The sequence below is a fragment of the Streptomyces sp. TLI_053 genome (assembly GCF_900105395.1).
Taxonomy (GTDB): domain Bacteria; phylum Actinomycetota; class Actinomycetes; order Streptomycetales; family Streptomycetaceae; genus Kitasatospora.
Map to the genome: position 1 here is coordinate 1,865,080 of NZ_LT629775.1, position 18,421 is coordinate 1,883,500.

The following is an 18,421-nucleotide window of genomic DNA, read 5'->3' on the forward strand; positions in this document are numbered from 1 at the left end:
GCCCCGGCGGTGGGCCGGGGCGCCGTGCGACGGTGGGCGGGCGGGAGGGGGCGGCCGGTCAGTCCGTGACGGCGCCCGGACGGCGCTCGTCGACCAGCCGGGCCACCGCGCGCAGATCGGGCTGGCGCAGCAGCGACGGGGCCCGCAGCCGGACCTCGAACTCCTCCTCCAGCGCGGCGAGCAGTCGCGCGGCGGTGACCGAAGTCCCTCCCGCGTCCAGGAAGTTGTCCGAGGGGCCGAGGTCGGTCCGGCCGAGCAGCCCGGCGCAGATCCGGAGCAGCGTCCACTCGGTCGGCGTGGCGGCCGCGTCGGCCCCGGCCCCGGCGGGGCGCGCGGCACCCTGCTGGGCCTCGGCCTCCTCGGCCTTGAGCAGCGCGGCCCGGTCGATCTTGCCGTTGGCGTCCAGCGGGAAGCCGTCGACCAGCCGCAGGGCGCTCGGCACCGCCTGCTCGGGCAGCCAGGGCCGCACCGCCGCCAGCAGTTCGGCGCCGTCCACCGGGGTGCCCCCGGTCACGGGCTGGGCGAAGGCGATCAGCTGTGCGCCGCCCACCTGGGCCGGGCGGGCGACCACGGCGGCGCGCCGCACCCGGGGGTCGCGCTCCAGGGCGGCCTCGACCTCGGCCGGTTCGATCCGCACTCCGCTGACCTTGACCTGGTCGTCCAGCCGGCCGAGGAACTCCAGCACGCCGTCGGCGCGCATCAGCACCCGGTCGCCGGTGCGGTAGACCCGGTCGGTGCCCTCGAGGTCGTCGGGCGCGGAGACGAAGCGCTCGGCGGTCAGTCCCTCGTCGAGGTAGCCGATGGCCAGGCCCTGGCCGCCGATCCGCAGTTCACCGGCCTCGCCGCGCGGCAGCGCGCGGCCGTTCTCGTCGGTGACCAGGACGATCGCGCCGGGGACGGGCCGGCCGATCGGCGGCGCGCCGGTGCCGTGCCCGGCGCCCGGCACCATGCTGTGCACGGTGGTGGTGACGGTCGCCTCGGCCGGTCCGTAGGCGTTGTGGACGGTCGCGGTGACGTCCGGACCGGGGGTGCGGCGCAGCCGGTCGCCGCCGACGGTGAGGTGGCGCAGCGGCAGGTCGGCGGGCCAGGGCCGGTCGAGCACCGGCTCGGCGAGCGGGGTGGGCAGCACACCGACGGTGATGCCGGCGGTGCGCCACCAGTCGGTGAGCGCGACCGGGTCCCAGCGGACGGCCTCGGGGGCGACGCAGAGCGCCGCGCCGGAGGTGAGGCCGGCCCACAGCTCCATCAGGTGCGGGTCGAAGGCGACGCCGATGAGCAGGCTGTGCCGGTCGCCCGGGCCGAGGCCGGTCAGTTCGCGGTACCAGGTGAGCAGCGCACCGAGCGCGGTCTGCCCGACCGCGACGGCCTTCGGCAGGCCGGTGGAGCCGGAGGTGAGCACGGTGTACTGGGTGCCCCTGGGAGCGCGGACGGCCTCCGCGCCGTCGCTCTCCCCGGCGAAGGCGGCCACGATCCCGGTCGCGCCCGGAGCGGTGACCGGGTGGTGCCGGCCGTCCCGGTGGGCGGGCGGGAGCAGCGCCGGGTCCCCGATGAGGCAGGCGGGGCGCAGCTGTTCGGCGACGGCGCGGAGCCGGCGCTCGCCGGGACGCGGGCCGAGCGGCAGGTGGACGGCGCCGAGCCGGGCGACGGCCAGGGTGGCGGCGACCAGGGCGGCGGAGTGGTCGAGGCAGAGGCCGACCAGGTCGCCGGGGCGGACCCTTCCGGCCAGCTGCCCGGCGATCCCGTCGGCGAGACGGTCGAGTTCGGCGTAGCTCAGGGTGAGTCCGCCGTCGATCAGCGCGGGCGCGTTCGGGGTGCGGCGGGCCCAGCTGGTGAAGAGGTCGAGCACGGCGCCGTCGCGGTGCGGGCGGCCGTAGGCGACGGAGAGGCCGGGCAGAAGGCCGGGCAGGGGCCGGTCCTGGATGGTGGTCATGACGGGGTCCTCCGGACGTCGGTGGATGGTCGGTACGGGTCAGCCCAGGCCCATGGCCCGGGCCACGATCACCTTCTGGACCTCGGAGGTCCCTTCGATGATGGTGGTCATCCGGACGTAGCGGTAGAGGTACTCCAGCGGATGGCCGCGCACCCAGCCCGTGGCACCGTGCACCTGGAGGGCGCGGTCGACGGCCCGGACGGCGGTCTCGGAGGAGGTCAGCTTGGCGAGCGCGGCGTTCTCGGGCGCCTCGGTGCCCTCGTCGACGAGCCGGGCGCAGGCGAGGGTCAGCAGCTTGGCGGCCTCGACCTCGGCGCGGGTGCGCACCAGGTGGTCCTGGATGTGCTGGTAGTCGCCGATCGGCTGTCCGAAGGCCTGCCGCTCGCGGGCGTACTCGACACCGAGCCGCAGCGCGAACTCGGCGATGCCGTCGCACATCGCGGCGACCACCAGCCGGCCCCGGGAGAGGCTGTCCATGGCGAGCCCGGTGGCGGCGCCGATGCCGCCCTCGCCGCCGATCACCGCGGCGGCCGGCGCGTGCAGCCGGTCGAGCACCAGCTCGAACAGCGGCTCCCCGGACATGCCTTCGTAGCGCTGGCCGATGCGCAGCCCGGGGTGGTCCATCGGCAGGACGAAGGCGGTGGCGCCGGCGGTCGGCCCGGCGCCGTCGCCCAGGTCGGTGGCGGCGACCACGAGCGCGAGGTCGGCGCGGTCGGCGTTGCTGACGAAGGTCTTGCGGCCGTTCAGCAGCCAGCCGTCGCCGTCGCGGACGGCGGTGGTGGTGAGCCGGAACGCGTCGGACCCGGCCTGGGGTTCGGTGAGTGCCAGGCAGCGGGTGCGCTCGCCGCGGACCAGCGGGACCAGGTGGCGCTCGATCTGCTCGGGCGTGCCGTGCCGCAGCAGCGGGCTGGGCCCGTCGGAGCCGGCCAGCGCGTAGGGGGCGAGCGGGCAGCCGCTGCGCCCGGCGGCGTGGTGGAGCAGCACGACGGCGGTGAACGGCATGCCGGAGCCGCCGAGTTCCTCCGGGTAGTCGCCGGCGTAGAAGCCGAGGGCGGCGGAGCGCTTGCGGACGTAGGCCCGCAGGTCGGCCGGCGGCTGTTCGGCGGACTCCGCCAACTCGGCGGCGAGCGGCTCGAGTTCGCGGCGCACGAAGCTCTCGAAGGCGGCCACGAGTTCGCGGTGCTCGCCCTCCAGCACGGCGGAGGGCGCGGACAGGCCGGTGCTGTTGGCCGGTCGTGCAGCGGGGCGGGCGGCGGCGGGCCCGGGGGCGGTGAGGGTCACTGCTGGGCTCCGGTGAGGGCGCGGGCCTGGTCGGCCAGGACGGGGTGCTGGAAGAGGGTGCGCAGCGGGGGCCGGTTGCCGAGGTGCGGCTCCAGCCAGGCGGCGAGCCGGGCGGCGAGCAGCGAGTGGCCGCCGACCTCGAAGAAGTGCGAGTCCGGGGCGAACCGGTCGTGGCCGAGCACCTCCCGCCAGGCCTCGGCGATCAGCAGCTGGGCGGGGTCGGTGAAGGCCGACGGGGCGGTCTCCGGCGGGGCGGCGGCGGGTGCCTCGGCGGCCAGGCGGGCGAGGGCCGCCCGGTCGGGCTTGCCACCGGGCAGCAGCGGCATGGCGTCCAGCGCGGTCCAGCTCGCCGGGACGAGACCGGCGGGCAGCCGGCGGGCCAGGGCCGCGTGCAGGGCGGCCTGGTCGGGCTGCGGGCCGCCGTCGAGGAAGCCGAGCAGGCGCGGTCCGGCGCTGTCGCCCCGGTGCAGCAGGACGGCGCAGGAGCGGCCGCCGAGTTCGGCGGAGGCGGCGGCCTCGATCTCCTCCAGCTCGATCCGGAAGCCGCGCAGCTTGACCTGGTTGTCCTGGCGGCCGAGGAAGCGCAGCCGTCCGTCGAGGTCGCGGTAGCCGCGGTCACCGGTGCGGTAGACGCGCTCGCCGCCGAGGGCCGGGACGACCGGGAAGCGGGCCCCGGTCACCTCCGGCAGGCCGAGGTAGCCGTCGGCCAGGGCCGCTCCCCCGACGGCGAGTTCGCCGACCGCTCCGGGCGGCAGCGGCTGGCCGCCGGTGTCCAGGACGTGCATCCGGACGCCGGGGAGTTCGGTGCCGAGCGGGATCTCGGCGGTGTCGTCGACGCCCTCGGCGGCGGTACCGTCGGCGGACGCGCCGTCGGCATCGGTACGGTCGGCGACGGCAGCCGGGGCCAGGTCGGCCGCGGTCAGCTCGTGCACGGTGGAGGTGACGGTGGCCTCGGTGACGCCGTAGGCGTTGAGGACGGTGACGGCGGTGCCGTCGGTCAGCCCGCGCAGCGCCCGGGCCGGCAGCCGCTCGCCGCCGAGGACGAGCAGGCGCGGCGCCCAGCGGCCGTCCGCCAGCGCGTCGCGCAGGTCCTCGCGGACGGCGAGCGCGTAGCTGGTCGGCAGGTTGGCGACGGTGACGCCGCGGGCGGCCAGCACGGCGACCAGTTCGGGCCCGGTCGGGACCTCGCGCTGCGGCAGCACCAGGGCGGCGCCGGCCACCAGCGAGGGCAGCACCTCCTCGAGCGCCACGTCGAAGGACGGCCGGGCGAACAGCAGCACCCGGTCGGCCGGGCCCAGGCCGTAACGGGCGGTCACCGCGGTCAGGTACCGGGCCAGCGCGGTGCGGCCGACCAGGACCGGCTTGGGCACACCGGTCGAGCCGGAGGTGTGGATCACGTAGGCGGCGCCGTCGAGCACGGCGGCCGGGCGGGCCGCGGGGAAGGCCGGGCCGTCCAGCAGGGCCGGGACGGTGTCGGCGGGCAGCGCGAGGGCGCTCTGCCGGGTGGCCAGCACCAGGGCCGGGGCGAGCCGCTCCAGCAGCAGGGCCAGCCTGGCCTGCGGGTCCTCGGCGGAGAGCGGGGCGTGCACCGCGCCGAGGCGCAGGCAGGCGAGCAGGGCGACGACGCTGTCGACGCCGCGCGGCAGCACGGTGGCGACCGGCTGCCCGGGGGTCACCCCCGCGGCGCGCAGGCGCTCGACCAGCTCGCCGACCCGGCGGTCGAGGTCGCCGTAGCTCAGCCGCTCGGAACCGGCGAGCAGGGCGAGCGCGCTCGGGTCGTGGACGGCGACCGGGTCGAGACCGGCCGGCTCGGGCAGCGCGGCGGGGGTGGTGTCCCCGTCCGTCGCGGTGCCGGTCGTGGCGGGCGCCACCGCGAGGTCGGCGAGCAGGGCGTCCGGGCCGTCGAGGTAGCCGCGCAGCAGGTCGAGCAGCCGCTCGGAGAGCAGGGTGGCGATCCTCTCGCCGAACAGGTCGGCGTCGTAGTCCCAGACCAGGGTCATCCCGGCCGCGCCGTGCTTCTCGCCGACCACCCGGCGGTCGTCGGGCAGCAGGACGAGGTCGAGGTCGAAGCGGGTGGTGCCGGTGTTGAAGCCCTCGTAGAGCGAGACCTCCAGGCCGGGCGCCTGCACATCGGGCAGCGGCGCGTCGTGCGCGCTGAACATCACGCTGAACAGCGGGTTGTCCGCACCGGTGGTGTGCCGGCCGAGCGCGCGGGTCAGCTCCTGGACCGGCACGTCCTGGTGGGGCAGCGCACGGAACAGCACATCGGTCACCTCGTCCACCGCGTCGGTGCCGGGCGCGGCAGGGTCCAGTCGCAGGCGCAGCGGCACGGTGTTGACGAACATCCCGACGGTGCCCTCGAAGCCGGGCGGCCGGTTGCCGACGGCGGTGCCGACCATCAGTTCCCGGTGGCCGCTGTGCCGGCGCAGCAGTTCGGCGAAGAGGGTGAGCAGGGTGGAGAACGGGGTGTGGCCGTCGGCCTTGGCCCGCTCGCGCAGCCGCTCGGCGAGATCGGCGCCGATCGACTGGCGCAGCTGGCCGCCGCGGTGGCGGCGGCGGGCGCCGGGACGGGCCAGGCCCGGCAGCGCGAGGTCGAGCGGGGCGTCCGCCAACTCCTGCTTCCAGAAGGCGAGTCCACGTTCGCGGCCGGCCTCCCGGACGGCCTCGGCGGCGTGCACGTGCTCCTCGTAGGAAGGCGCGGCGGGAAGCGTGACCGTGTCGGCCTCGCCGAGGACGTGGGCGCGGTACACGGTGAAGAGGTCGCGCAGCAGGATCGCGAACGAGTGGCCGTCGTGGACGAGGTGGTGCTCGACGTGGATCAGCCGGTGGTGGTCGTCGCCGATCCGGACCAGGTGCCAGCGCAGCAGCGGGGCGTCGGTGGTGTCCAGCGGCTCCTCGGCCTCCGCCGCCAGCAGGGTACGGAACACGGCCTCGGGGTCGGCCTCGGCGCTCAGGTCGCTGGTGCGCAGCCGCGGCTCGGTCCGGGCGCCGACCCGCTGGAGCGGCAACCCCTCGGCGCGGGGGACCAGTTCGAGCCGCAGGCCGGGGTGGTGGGCGAGCACGGCGGTGAGGCCGGCCCGGAGCGCGTCGGTGTCGAGCGGCCCCCAGAGGTCGAGGGCGGCGGTGAAGTTGTAGGCACGACTGCCGGGCTGCATCTGCTCGTGCAGCCAGACGATCTCCTGCGAGGAGGAGAGTACGAACATGGGCAACTCCCTGGTTGTGTCGGGTTGTTGATTCGGTTCGACAGCTCGGGGCGGGCGCTGTGGGGCCTGCCCCGGGCCGGGACCCGCCGGGGGTGGTGGCGGGCCCGGCGGAACGGGTCGGGATCGGTCGACGCGGGTCGACGCGGGTCGGGGTGGGTCGGGGTGGTCGTGGCGGACCGGCCGGCCGGCGGGTGCGGCGGTCGGCGAGCGGAGCGGTCCGGGGGATCGGGACGGTGGTGGATCGGGACCGCGGCGACTCGGGGCGGCGGCGGCTCGGGACCGTGGCGGCTCGGGACCGCAGCGGGGCCGGGACGGCGGAACGGCCCGGCGGGTCAGGCCCCGGTGCCGAGGTGGTGGCGCAGGGTCGCGAGCAGCACCGCGAAGGCGGCCTCCGCCGCGGCGTCCGGGTAACGCTCGCGGTCCCAGGCCAGCCGGACCAGGAGGTCCTCGCCGTGCGAGGCGGACACCGCGATCGGTGCGGCGAGCGGACGGCCCGCGAGGTGGACCTCGCGCCCGGCGACCCCGCCGAGCAGCAGGGGCGGTCGGCGGTGCAGGTCCTCGAAGGTGAGCAGTCCGTCGAGCGCACCGGACCAGCTCGCCCCGGCGGACCGGGCGGCGCGCACCACCTCGTCGTACGGGGTGTCCGCGTGGTCGAGGTCGTCCCACCAGTCGGCGCCGAGCGCGTCGAGCGGACGGGGCGGGCCGGGCGGCGCGGGGTGGACCAGGGTGTTCAGGAAGCAGCCGAGCACCGGTGCGGTGTCGGCCGGGCGGCCGCCCCACGGGTAACCCAGCGCGAGCACCCGGTCGCCGCCGTCGAGCCGGTGCGCCGCGGCGGCGACGGCGTCCAGCAGTGCCGGGAAGACACCGCTCCGGGCGGCGCCGGTCACGGCGGGCAGCCGGTCCACGGCCATGCCGGTCGACCGGGCCGGACCGGCCGGTCCGGCGGCGTCCGGGGCGTCGGCGAGAGCGCCGAGCCGGGCTGCCCAGTGCCGCTGGGCAGCCTCGCCGGCCGCCCGCGCCTCGGCGTCCAACTGCCCCTCCACCGCCACCCGGTAGGCCTCGACGGCCTCGGCCTGCGCGGCGTCCGGGGCAGTCTCGCCCTCGTCCGGTTCGGCGTAGGCGGCGCCGAGCCCCTCGGTGACCAGGCCGAGCGACTGCTCGTCGCAGGCGGCGTGGTCCAGGGCGACGGCGAGCAGTTCCTCCTCGTCCTGCGGTCCGGCCGCCAGCAGCAGCCGCAGCGCCGGTCCGTCGGTCGGCCAGTCCAGCAGCGCCCGCAGCAGCGCCGCCCGGGCGGGCCCGTCCGGCAGCCCGGCACCGGCGGCCCCGTCGACGGCGGTTGCGCCGATCCCGGCTCCGGGGGCGGCGACGGCTCCGGGGGCGGCCGGACCGGACGGGTCCACCAGCACCCGGGCCACCTCGACCGAGGGCTCGCCGAGCCGCAGCACCGGCGTACCGCGCAGCACCGTGAACCCGCCGCACAGCGCCGGGTGCCGGCGGGCCAGCCGGAGCGCGGCGCGGCGCAACCGGGGCAGGTCGACGGTCCCCCGGGGGAAGGCGAAGAACAGCGGGACGATGTCCGTCCGGGCCAGCCGGTCGCGGTGGCGGGTGATCAGGAAGCGGCGCTGGGCGCCGGTGAGCGGGAGCAGCGGTACCGGGTCGGGGCCGGTCCCGGCGGCGGAGGCGAGGGACCGGTAGCGGGTCAGGTAGGCGGCCGTGATGCTGGAGTGCACGGGAGGGTCTCCGCTTTCGGTTCGGGACATCGGTGGGTCGGCGTGGTTCCGGGCCCGGGCGGCGCGTTCAGCGGGCCCTTCCGGCGTCGGCGGCTTCGGCCGGGTCGCGCCCGGCGGCGCCACCGGCGGCCGGGTCCGCGTCCACGGCGGACCGCACGCCCGCGGTGGGCCGCACGCCCACCGTCGGACCGGTGACCGCGATCGGGGCCGTGGCCGCCGACGGAGCCGTGGCTCCGGCCGGGCCGGAACCCTCGGTCGGGGCGTCGTCCGCCGACGGCCCGGCGTCGGCTTTCCCTTCCTCCGCGGGCGCGGACGGCAGGTCCCGCATCCCCCGCAGCGACGAGAACAGCAGCGGCACCGGCACCACCAGGAAGCCCGCCGCGCAGAGCCAGAGCGCGGCGCGCGGACCGGCCTGCTCGGCGACGGCGCCGCCGAGCAGGGCACCGAGCGGCAGGGTGCCCCAGACCAGGAACCGCATGGTGGCGTTCATCCGGCCGAGCAGCCGGGGCGGGCACAGGCTCTGCCGGAAGCTCACCTGGGCGACGTTGTAGACCACCGCGCCGAACAGCACGGCCACCCCGCCGATCGCGAACAGCACCGCCCCCACGCCCCCGTCCGCGAGCGGCCAGAGCAGCGCGAACGGGCCGGTGACCAGCGGGGCGAGCCAGATCAGCCGGGCCTGCCCGATCCGCGCGGCGAGCCGGCCCGCGCACAGCGCACCGGCGAGCCCGCCGACCGCCGAGGCCGAGAGCAGCACCCCGATCGCGGCCGGGGAGAGGTCCAGCACCCGCACCCAGAAGACGGTCTGCACGGCCATCAGCACCGCGCTGAACAGGTTGGACGCCGCGGTGGTGGCGGCGATCACCCGCAGCAGCGGGTGGCCGAGCACGAACCGCAGGCCCTCGGCGACCTCGGCCCGCAGCGACCGCCCGGGCTCGGGCGCGGGCAGTCGCTCCTCGGCCCCGATCCGGGAGAGCAGGACCGCCGAGGCGAGGAAGCCGAACGCGTCGGCGACGATCGCCAGCGGGGCGCCGAGCAGCTGGACCAGTCCGCCGCCCAGACCGGGTCCGGCGATCTGCGCCGAGGACCGGACCGTCTCGATCGCCCCGTTCCCCGCCACCAGTCGGTCGCGCGGCAGCAGGACGGGGAGGAAGGACTGGTGGGCGACGTCGAAGAAGACCGTCGCCACCCCGGTGACCAGGGCCACCAGGTAGAGCTGGAGCAGGCTGAGCACGTCCAGCGCGGCGGCCAGCGGGATCGAGCCGACGGCGAGGCAGCGCAGCACGTCGGCGCGGACCAGGACGGGCAGCTTGCGCATCCGGTCCAGCCAGGCGCCGGCGGGCAGGCCGACCAGGAGGAAGGCGGCGGTCTCGGCGGCGGTCAGCAGGCCGACCTGGAAGGGCGTGGCATCGAGTTCCACCACTGCCACCAGGGGCAGTGCGACCAGGGTGACCTGACTGCCCGCCTGCGCCGTGACGGCCCCCGAGAGCAGGAGGCGGAAGTCGCGGCGGGCCGACGGACCGGTACTGGGCAGGTGAGGCGTTTCGTTCATCAGTACGACCCTCGGTTACCGATTCGCTACAGGGCAACCGGCTGGCCGGATTCCGGCCCCCGCCCGAATCGGCCGGATACCGCCGCTCGCTCAGTCTTCCCTCACCTGCTCCTTATCCGCCCGCGAGGGCCCGGAACGGGCGCCCGGGGGCGGGACCAGCGACGTCGCGCCGACCGGTCTTCCCGTTCGGGATGTCCAACCGAGTGTCCGCTATCCGGACCATGGATTTCAGCCAGCGGACAGCCGGCCTCAACTTGGCCGGAACCCGGGGAGTGCTGACTTTCCGTCACCTGGCGGTGGTGCGGCCGTGATATCGGCGCACGGAAGCGGCCCCCGGACCGGGGTCGGTCCGGGGGCCGCGGGGCCCGCTGAAGGGGGGACGGGCTAGCCGAGGGCCGCGTCCGGGGTGCGGCCCGCCTGGGCCTGCTCGATCCGGGCGACCAGCATCGCGGCCAGCCTCCGGGTGCCCGCCGGGTCCACCGGACCGCCCTCGGTGGTGACGGTGGCGACCACCGTGCCGGCGCGCAGCACGATCGCCACACCGTCCCGGCCCGCGAGGTCGCCCTTGAACGCGCGACTCTCCGTCCCCAGCAGGCCGACGTCGGCCGGGCCGTACTTGCTCGCGTCGGCGTACGCGCCGTACGCCTCCTTGTACCGGTCCTGGGCCTGCGCCCGGCCGGGCAGGGTGTCGACGCCGAAGCGCACCACCACCTCGCCGGCGGCGAACCTGGCGCTGCCGCTCAGCGGCTTGCCCTTGCAGGGCGCGGCGGCCGTGCAGGTGGTGGCGTGGTCGGCGGTGTCGACCCGCCGCTTCTCCTCCTCCCAGCCGGTCATCGCCTTCTGGTCGGGCAGCAGCAGGGCGACCAGCGCGGAGTCGAGCAGGGCGGTGTCCGAGTCCGGACCGGTCGCCGGCTGCCCGGCCCCGCCGGTCCCACCCGCTCCAGCCGCTCCACCCGCTCCACCCGCTCCACCGCTCGAAGCGCCCCCGGTGGTCGTTCCGGTGGCCCCGGCCCCGGCACCGGCCGTACCGGCGGTCGAGCCGCCCGCCGCCGTCGCCCCGGGCGTGGCCGCGCCCGGACCGCTCGCCCCGGCCGCCGGGGTACCGCCGGCGGCGGCGCCACCGGCCGGGTCGCCCGACGGCGCGGCGGTCCCGGACCCGGCCGCCGCCGAGGGCGCACCGGTACCCCCGGTGGCCGCGTCGGCCGTCGCCCCGGGGGTCGCCGACGCGCCCGCCGTGCCCTTCGCCGCGTTCTCGGAGCTCGTCGAGCTCCCGGAACCGCAGGCGGCCAACGCCGCCAGCAGCGCACCCGTCGCCGCCGCGGCGGCCACCTTCCGACCGGCCGTGCCCATGTGCGCCCCTCTCGTGTCCGTGGCCCCTCAAGATAGACGCGGCCCCGCCCGACCGGTTCCCCGGGGCCCGCTGCCTCGGGGAACGGCCGCCACGCGCGAGGCAGGGCGGGGCGGACAGGGCACGGACTGTCTGGTCGGGCCAGGTCGGGTCGGGCCAGGTCAGGTCAGCCGAGACCGGCCGGGTCGCTCCCGGGGGCGCCCGGCGGCAGCGGCTCGATGCCCACCACCCGGCTGATCCTGGTCGGCTCGACCAGCACCACCACCCGCCGCTCCCCCGGGATGCCCCAGCCGTACCGCTCCACCCCGAGGTACGTCCGCGCCAGCCGGTCCATGTTCCGGACCGCCTCCTCGCCCTCCACGAACCGCACCGCCCGCCCCCGGATCTGCACCCGGTCGTACGGGTTCCCGGGGTCGGCGAGCGACAGGCAGACCCGCGGGTCCCGCCGCAGATTGCGCTCCTTGACCCGCCCCACGGAGGTGTTGAACAGCACCAGGTCCCCCTCCGTCCCCACCCACATCGGGCTCACGTGCGGCGAGCCGTCGGCATTGACCGTGCCGACGTACCAGATGTGCCCCGCCTCGATCCGCTCACGGACGTCCTTCGAGATCTCGACCATGCGCCGAGTCTGCCCGTACGCCCCGGGCGCCACTCCCGCCCCTCGTACACGCACCTCACCCGGATCGCCCAGGGCACTCGGGTGAACACGCCCGGGACTCCACTCGAAGGGGTCACCCGCCGGGCCGGGGCTGCCGCTCTCCGGTGGCAGCGGGCGTCAGGGTGGTTGACGGTGAATCAGGCGCCCACTCCGCGAGTCCCCCGCCCGATGATGTGTCGGCGATCGCGGTACCGCGCCGGAAGGATCATCATCATGCGTTCCGCACGTACCCTGCTCGCCGGAGCAGCCGTCGCCGCCGCCCTCACCGTCGGTGCCCCGCTCGCCTACGCCGACGGCGCCGCCGACCAGGGCAAGAACCTCACCTGGCAGGAGAAGCAGGACAAGGCCGCCACCTCCGACGGCCAGAAGACCTGGGACGAGAAGCAGAACGGTTCCTCCGGCACCGACGCGAGCAAGGGCTCCGAGGGCAAGGCCCCGGAAGGCAAGGGTTCCGAGGGCAAGAGCTACGAGAGCAAGGGCGAGGAGAAGACCCCGCACGGCGGCGTGCACACCGGCGGCGGCGGCCTGGCGCTCTCCGGCGGCGGCCTCGCCTCCGGCGCGGTGCTGCTGCTCGGCGGCCTCGGGGCGGGCGCGATCGCCCTGCGCCGTGGCCGCCGCACCGCGGACGCCGCGATCTGACCGCGCGCCGTTCCCGCCGCCTCCCCGTCGTGGCCCGCGCCCGGTGCGCCGGCCACGGCGGGGGCGTGCGGGGCGGCGCTCCGCCGTGTCCGGCCCGCGGCGCCCCGAGCGCGGGCCACTGAGAGGAGTACGAGCGACGATGGCCGGTCTGATCCCCGGTACGTCCCGGCTGCTGCGCGCGGGCATGGGCGCGGCCGCGGTCGGTCTGCTGCTGATCTACAACTCGGTGGACAGCGTCCCGGCCGACGACGCGGCCGCCGCCGGGGCCGCGCCGCCGGCCGCCGCCGCGTCCGCCGCACCGGGACCGGCGCCGGGGTCCCCGGCGGCCACCGGCCCCGGCGCCCCGGCCCCCACCGCACCCGCGGGGGCCGCCGCGACCGCCCCCGCCGCGCCGGTCAAGGCGGCGGCGCCGCTGAAGCGCTCCAAGCCGACCAGGCTCCGGATCCCGCAGCTCAACGTGGACGCTCCCTTCACCGAGCTCACCCTGAGCCCCGCCGGCCAGCTCAACGCCCCGCCCGCGGACGACAAGAACCTGGTCGGCTGGTACCGCGACGGCGTCACCCCCGGGGAGCGCGGCGCCGCCGTGGTCGCCGGACACGTCGACACCACCAAGGGCCCGGCGGTGTTCCTGCTGCTCAGCCTGATGCTGCCGGGCAACAAGGTGGAGGTCCGGCGGGCCGACGGCACGGTCGCGGTGTTCTCGGTGGACGCCGTCGAGACCTTCGCCAAGGACGCCTTCCCCGACCAGAAGGTCTACGGGAAGACGCCCGACGCCCAGCTCCGGCTGATCACCTGCGGCGGCACCTACGACAAGAAGCGCCGTGACTACCTGGACAACGTGGTGGTCTTCGCGCACCTGGAGTCCAGCCGCAAGGCCTGAGTCCCGCTCCACGACGCGAAGCGGAGCGACGCACGACGAGGCCGCCGGTCCCCCCTCGGAAGGGGACCGGCGGCCTCGTCGTTCCGGCAGGCCGGGTCAGCCGCGCACCACGGCCTCGAAGGCGTGCAGGTACGGGTTGACCGGGCACACCTCCCGGACCTCCAGCCCGGCCTCGGTCATCAGCCGGACCATGCTCGCCTCGGAGTGCTTGGCGCCGCCGACGTTGAGCATCAGCAGGAGGTCCATCGCGGTGGTGAAGCGCATCGAGGGGCTGTCGTCGACGAGGTTCTCGACCACCACGACCCGGGCGCCCGGGCGGGCCGCGGCGACCACGTTCGCCAGCGTGCGGCGGGTGCTCGCGTCGTCCCACTCCAGGATGTTCTTGATGATGTAGAGGTCCGCGACGACCGGGATCGCCTCCCGGCAGTCACCGGGGACCAGCCGGGCCCGGTCGGCGAACGAGCCGCCCTCGCGCAGCCGGGCGTCGGCGCCCGCGACCACCTTGGGCAGGTCCAGCAGGGTGCCGTGCAGCGACGGGTGCTTCTCCAGCAGGCTGGCGAGGACATGGCCCTGGCCGCCGCCGATGTCGACCACCGCGTCGATCCCGGTGAGGTCGAGGTAGGCCGCGAAGTCGGCGGCGGACTGCCGGCTGGAGGTGGTCATCGCCTTGTCGAAGACCTTGGCGGACTCGCCCGCGTCGCTGTGCAGGTAGTCGAAGAACTCCTTGCCGAACAGCTCGGGGAAGACGTTGCGGCCGGAGCGCACCGCCTCGTCCAGCTTCGGCCAGGCCTCCCACGTCCACGGCTCGGTGCACCACAGGGAGATGTAGCGGAGGCTGTTCGGCGCGTCCTCGCGCAGCAGCCGGGACATGTCGGTGTGGGTGAAGCGGTCGCCGTCGAGCTCCTCGAAGATGCCGTAGCAGGTGAGGGCGCGCAGCAGGCGGCGCAGCTGGCGGGGCTCGGTGCCGAGCTCGGCGGCGAGGTCGGTGACGGGGGTGGGGGTGTCGCCGAGCTTGTCGGCGACACCGAGCCGGGCGGCCGCGCGGACGGCGGCGGCGCAGGCGGCGCCGAAGACGAGCTCCCGCAGGCGCATGGCTGCCTGCGGGGTGGTGGCGGCGGGTGCGGTGGTCATGGGGCCGGGTCTCTGCTTTCTGCGGGGGGACTTGGACTGGGCTCAGGAGGGCGGGGCGAGGGCGGGACGGGGCGAGGGCGGGGCGGGCTCGGGTCCGGTCAGCAGTGGCCGGCCGGCTCGGAGACCGCGCACTGGTTGCGGGCGAAGGAGTTGTCGGTGCCGGTGTCGCGGTCGGCGAGGTCGGCCGGCCCGTTGCCGAGCACGAGGTTGTCGGCGACGGTGTTGCGGGCGTTGGCCACCCCGACCACGCTGTGGACGAGCACGATGCCGCCGGAGAACGGCGAGGCGCCGACGTTGTCGCGGACCTCGTTCTCCGTCACCGCGGTCTCCTCGGCCCCGGTGAGCACGATCCCGGCGCCCTGGATGTGGTCGAGCCGGGGGTTCGGCGGGCAGTAGCGGTTGTTGGCGACGACCTGGTTGCGGGTCACGGTGAGGGCGCCGGCCCGGGGCACGCCCTCGTCGCCGACGACGAACACCCCGCCGCAGTTGCCGTGGATCCGGTTCCGCTCGACGCTCAGGTCGCGCAGCCGCCGGACGGTGACGCCGACCCGGTTGTCGGTCAGCAGGTTGGCGCTGACCAGGGTGCCGTCCGCGGAGAGGGCGCCGCCCTCGCTGTCCACCGAGTTGGCGAGGAAGACGCCGGACTGGCCGTTCCGGGTGGACTCGTTGGCGGTGATCACGCCCCGGGTCGACTTCTCCTGGCTGATGCCCTGCTGGCCGTTGTCGTGCACGAAGGTGGCGCGCACGGTCAGCCCGGTGGTGCCGGAGGCGCTGATGCCGTTCTTGCGGAAGCCGGTGACGGCGAGCGCCTCGACGGTGACGCCGGCGAGCGGCCGCTCGTCGGTGCCGGCCACGCAGAGGCCGTGGCCGGCGGTCGCGCAGGCGGCGGCGCCGTCGGCGGCGGGCACCTCGGCCGGGAGCAGCACGCTGTCCCGGCCCGCGCCGCGCAGGGTGAGGCCGGGCGTGGTGATCCGGACGCTGCCCCGGTACTCGCCGGGGAGCAGCTGCACGGTGTCGCCCGGCAGAGCCGCGTCGACGGCCTGCTGGATCGATTCGCCGGGCCGGACCAGGTGCAGCTCGCCGGCGGCGCGGGCGGGCGCGGCGCCGACGGCGGTCAGCACGGTGGTCAGGGCGGTCGTGGCGGCGGCGGTGGCCGCGGCGAGGTGGTGGACCCGTCGCGTGGGCATGAGTGGTGACCTGCTTTCTGACGCGCCGACCCGGGGGCGCGCTCGCGGGGACGTCGGCACGATGACGCGGGGTGGTCGGGAGGTGACGGCCGGTGGGTGTCGGCCGAACCGACGCTAGGGGCGGGCGGAAGGCCCCGCCACCAGGGTTGGGCTGCCGGGCTGACGGGGCGTCGGCCGGTCGGGGCACCGGCCCGGCCTGCGGTGGTGCGCCGTGCGCGTGCCATGCTCGGAGCCATGAGCACCAGCACCGCCGCAGCCGCCGCCCCCGCGGCCGACACCGTCCCGGCCGGCACCACCACCGCCGGCCCTGCAGGTCCCCGCGACCCGGCGGTCCGCAACCCGATCGGCGCCCATGTGCCGGTGGCCGGCCGCGGACTGGCCGGCACCGGCCTCGCGTACGCCGGGCGGGTGGGCGCCGAGACGGTGCAGGTGTTCGTCGCGAACCCGCGCGGCTGGGCGACGCCGACCGGCAACCCGGCGCAGGACGCGGAGTTCCGCGCGGCCTGCGCGGAACGGGCGGTCCCCGCGTACGTGCACGCGCCGTACCTCATCAACTTCGGCTCGGACAACCCGCTGACCAGGGAGCGCTCGGCCGACTCGCTGCGCCACTCGCTGCGGCGCGGACACGCGATCGGCGCGCTCGGCGTGGTGCTGCACACCGGGTCGGCGGTCGGCTCCGCCCCGGGCGGCGGCTCCCGGCGGGCCGAGGCGATGGCCCAGGTCCGCGAGGACGTGCGGCGGCTGCTGGACGAACTCGACGCGCTCGGCGAGGACGCGCCGTGGCTGCTGCTGGAGCCCACGGCCGGCCAGGGCAGCTCGCTCTGCGCGCGGATGGAGGACCTCGCCGGGTACCTGGAGGCCCTGGACGGCCACCCGAAGGTCGGGGTCTGCCTGGACACCTGCCACGCCTTCGCGGCCGGTCACGACCTGGCGGCGCCGGGCGGCGTCCGGGCGACCCTGGACGCGCTGGTCGAGGCCGCCGGGCCGGGCCGGCTGCGGCTGATCCACGCCAACGACTCCGAGGACGCGGTCGGCGCCCGCAAGGACCGGCACGCCAACATCGGCGCCGGCCTGATCGGCGCCGAACCGTTCCGCGAGCTCTTCGAGCACCCGGCCACGGCCGGCGTCCCCCTGATCGTGGAGACCCCGGACCGCAAGCACGGCGGCGAGGGCGCCGGTCACACCCTCGACATCACCGCCCTGAAGCGGCTCCGCTCCCGCGCCGCGGCGCCGGCCCCCGCACCCGGTGCGGCCGCCGGCCCACTGCCGGTGTGAGGGCCGGGGCCCGCCACGACGGCCGCGGCCCCGAGCCGGGTGGCTCGGGGCCGCGGGACGTGCGGAATCAGCGGGATCAGCAGGATCAGCAGGATCAGCAGGTGATGGTGCCCCTGCGGAGGGCGTGGCCCCCGGTGTTGCTGTCGTCGGACCAGTAGACGGGCTTGCTGCCGCCGACGCACTCGGCGGCGCCGGCGATCGCGAAGCCCTCGTTGTTGAGGTTGGACATGCCGGTCGGGCGGTTGAAGACGGCGGTGGTGGCGAAGGCGCCGGAGGCGTTGACCTTCAGGGTGCGGTGCTGACCGTTGCAGGTGTCGTCGCAGACCACCCACAGGCGCGAGGTCTGCGGCTCCCACTGGACCTCCATCACCCCGGCCAGGCCGGTGCTGATCGAGGCGACCTTGGTGAAGCTGCCGCTGTCCTGGAGCACGAAGCCGTGCACGGCGCCGGTGCCCTCGACCCCGACGAAGAACACTCCGCCGGTGTGGGCGGCGTACCCGGCCGGGTTGTAGGCCGCTCCGGTGGACTCGTCCTTGAAGCCGGCGGCGGTCAGCGCGCTGTCCGGCACCCAGGCGATGCCCTCCAGCCCGAGGTTGGAGCCGACCGCGGGCAGGCTCGCGGTGAGGTTCCACTCCTTGCCGGCGGTCAGCGTGCTGCCGGTGCCGCTCACGTCGTAGCGCAGGACGGACAGCCGGCTGGTGCCGGACGCGTCGCCGTTGCGCTCGCTGGAGACGAAGACGCCGCCCGCCGCCCCGGCGGAGGTGACGGTCACGCCCTCGCTGTCGGGGCTGCCGGTGCCGCCGGGGAAGCGCAGCGTCTTGCCGGAGCCCCAGCCGTTGGCCGTGTCCGGGGTCCAGCCGCCGGAGCCGTTGGGCAGCAGGCGCCAGAGCTTGCCGGAGTTCTGCGCGCCCCACAGCACGCCGCCGTCCTGGTAGAGACCGCTGAGGTCGCTCCCGAAGACGTTCGAGGCGTCGGCGGTGGCGACGGTGCTGCCGCCGGGCCAGGCCACCGGGGTGCCGCCGCCGGAGCCGCAGCTGTTGGCCGCGCCCAGGGTGAGCTGGGCCTGGGCGAAGGCGCCGGTGCCGTCGGGGCAGCGGGACCAGGACGGCGCGGAGTGGGTGCTCCAGGTGAAGCTGTCGACCAGGGTGCTGCCGCCCGGCAGGTAGAGCCGGGCCTTGTCGGCGGAGCCGAGGCCGAAGGCGTTGTGGACGTCGAAGGCCTTGAACGCGCCGGCGGCGAGGGTGGTGCCGGAGGCGATCTTGTAGCTGGAGCTGTTGTCGTCGTCCTTGAGGACCCAGCCCGAGATGTCGACGGCGGCGGTGCCCTTGTTGACGAGCTCGATCGAGTCGTTGACGGATCCGGTGGTCACCACCTCGTTGATCCGGATGTCGTCGGCGGGCGCGGCGGCGGCCGGGGACGCCCCGAGCACGCCGGTGGCCAGCACGGGGCCGAGGGCGGTGGCGAGGAGGAGGGCGAGGCTGCGGCGCCGGCGCGGTGCACGCGATGCGGTCACGATGTCCGTCCTGGGGGGAAGGGCTGACAGGGCGCCACCACCGTCCCGGTAACCCGCCAACACCGCAACGCCTGCAGGCGAGCGCGGTGTGAAC

13 protein-coding genes are annotated in these 18,421 nt (G+C 76.3%); 3 read left to right on the top strand and 10 right to left on the bottom strand.

Features of this window, described 5'->3' with window-relative positions; all coding sequences use genetic code 11:
- Positions 1-58: 58 nt before the first annotated feature.
- From BLU95_RS07255 to BLU95_RS07285, 7 genes are all read right to left on the bottom strand, one after another.
- Positions 59-1,930, bottom strand: coding sequence for a non-ribosomal peptide synthetase (locus tag BLU95_RS07255; protein ID WP_093859261.1), 1,872 nt, complete (start codon positions 1,928-1,930; stop codon positions 59-61).
- A 39-nt stretch (positions 1,931-1,969) separates the two neighbouring features.
- Positions 1,970-3,211 (bottom strand): acyl-CoA dehydrogenase family protein, encoded by a 1,242-nt coding sequence (locus tag BLU95_RS07260; protein WP_231978364.1) that lies wholly within the window; start codon positions 3,209-3,211, stop codon positions 1,970-1,972.
- A complete protein-coding gene (locus BLU95_RS07265; RefSeq protein WP_093859262.1) occupies positions 3,208-6,414 on the bottom strand; it encodes a non-ribosomal peptide synthetase in 3,207 nt (1,068 codons plus the stop codon). The genes BLU95_RS07260 and BLU95_RS07265 overlap by 4 nt, the downstream gene beginning before the upstream one ends.
- A 332-nt stretch (positions 6,415-6,746) precedes the next feature.
- Positions 6,747-8,144 (bottom strand): non-ribosomal peptide synthetase, encoded by a 1,398-nt coding sequence (locus tag BLU95_RS07270; RefSeq protein WP_197698727.1) that lies wholly within the window; start codon positions 8,142-8,144, stop codon positions 6,747-6,749.
- A 67-nt stretch (positions 8,145-8,211) separates the two neighbouring features.
- Positions 8,212-9,696 carry an MFS transporter gene (locus BLU95_RS07275; protein ID WP_093859263.1) on the bottom strand — a complete coding sequence of 495 codons (1,485 nt, stop codon included), beginning with the start codon at positions 9,694-9,696 and terminating at the stop codon, positions 8,212-8,214.
- 384 nt (positions 9,697-10,080) lie between these two features.
- On the bottom strand, positions 10,081-11,046 hold the full coding sequence (locus BLU95_RS07280) for a hypothetical protein (protein ID WP_093859264.1): 966 nt from the start codon (positions 11,044-11,046) through the stop codon (positions 10,081-10,083).
- Positions 11,047-11,210: 164 nt separating this feature from the next.
- Entirely contained in the window at positions 11,211-11,663 is a 453-nt protein-coding gene (locus BLU95_RS07285; protein ID WP_093859265.1) for a PPOX class F420-dependent oxidoreductase, read from the bottom strand.
- 252 nt (positions 11,664-11,915) lie between these two features.
- Between BLU95_RS07285 and BLU95_RS07290 the strand changes: the two genes are divergently transcribed.
- Together BLU95_RS07290 and BLU95_RS07295 are read left to right on the top strand one after the other, a co-directional pair.
- A complete protein-coding gene (locus tag BLU95_RS07290; RefSeq protein WP_093859266.1) occupies positions 11,916-12,341 on the top strand; it encodes a hypothetical protein in 426 nt (141 codons plus the stop codon).
- Positions 12,342-12,480: 139 nt separating this feature from the next.
- Positions 12,481-13,221: a class F sortase gene (locus BLU95_RS07295; protein WP_093859267.1), complete on the top strand. Its 741-nt coding sequence runs from the start codon at positions 12,481-12,483 to the stop codon at positions 13,219-13,221.
- Positions 13,222-13,317: 96 nt separating this feature from the next.
- On the opposite strand, the gene BLU95_RS07300 is transcribed toward BLU95_RS07295, so the two are convergent.
- Together BLU95_RS07300 and BLU95_RS07305 are read right to left on the bottom strand one after the other, a co-directional pair.
- Positions 13,318-14,352 (bottom strand): methyltransferase, encoded by a 1,035-nt coding sequence (locus tag BLU95_RS07300; protein ID WP_093859268.1) that lies wholly within the window; start codon positions 14,350-14,352, stop codon positions 13,318-13,320.
- Positions 14,353-14,450: 98 nt separating this feature from the next.
- Positions 14,451-15,539, bottom strand: a complete 1,089-nt coding sequence (locus BLU95_RS07305; RefSeq protein ID WP_093859269.1) for a right-handed parallel beta-helix repeat-containing protein — start codon at positions 15,537-15,539, stop codon at positions 14,451-14,453.
- Positions 15,540-15,773: 234 nt separating this feature from the next.
- Between BLU95_RS07305 and BLU95_RS07310 the strand changes: the two genes are divergently transcribed.
- On the top strand, positions 15,774-16,814 hold the full coding sequence (locus BLU95_RS07310) for a deoxyribonuclease IV (RefSeq protein ID WP_093859270.1): 1,041 nt from the start codon (positions 15,774-15,776) through the stop codon (positions 16,812-16,814).
- A 94-nt stretch (positions 16,815-16,908) separates the two neighbouring features.
- Here BLU95_RS07310 and BLU95_RS07315 read toward each other — a convergent pair whose 3' ends face one another.
- Entirely contained in the window at positions 16,909-18,327 is a 1,419-nt protein-coding gene (locus BLU95_RS07315) for a lamin tail domain-containing protein (RefSeq protein WP_093859271.1), read from the bottom strand.
- Positions 18,328-18,421 lie beyond the last annotated feature (94 nt).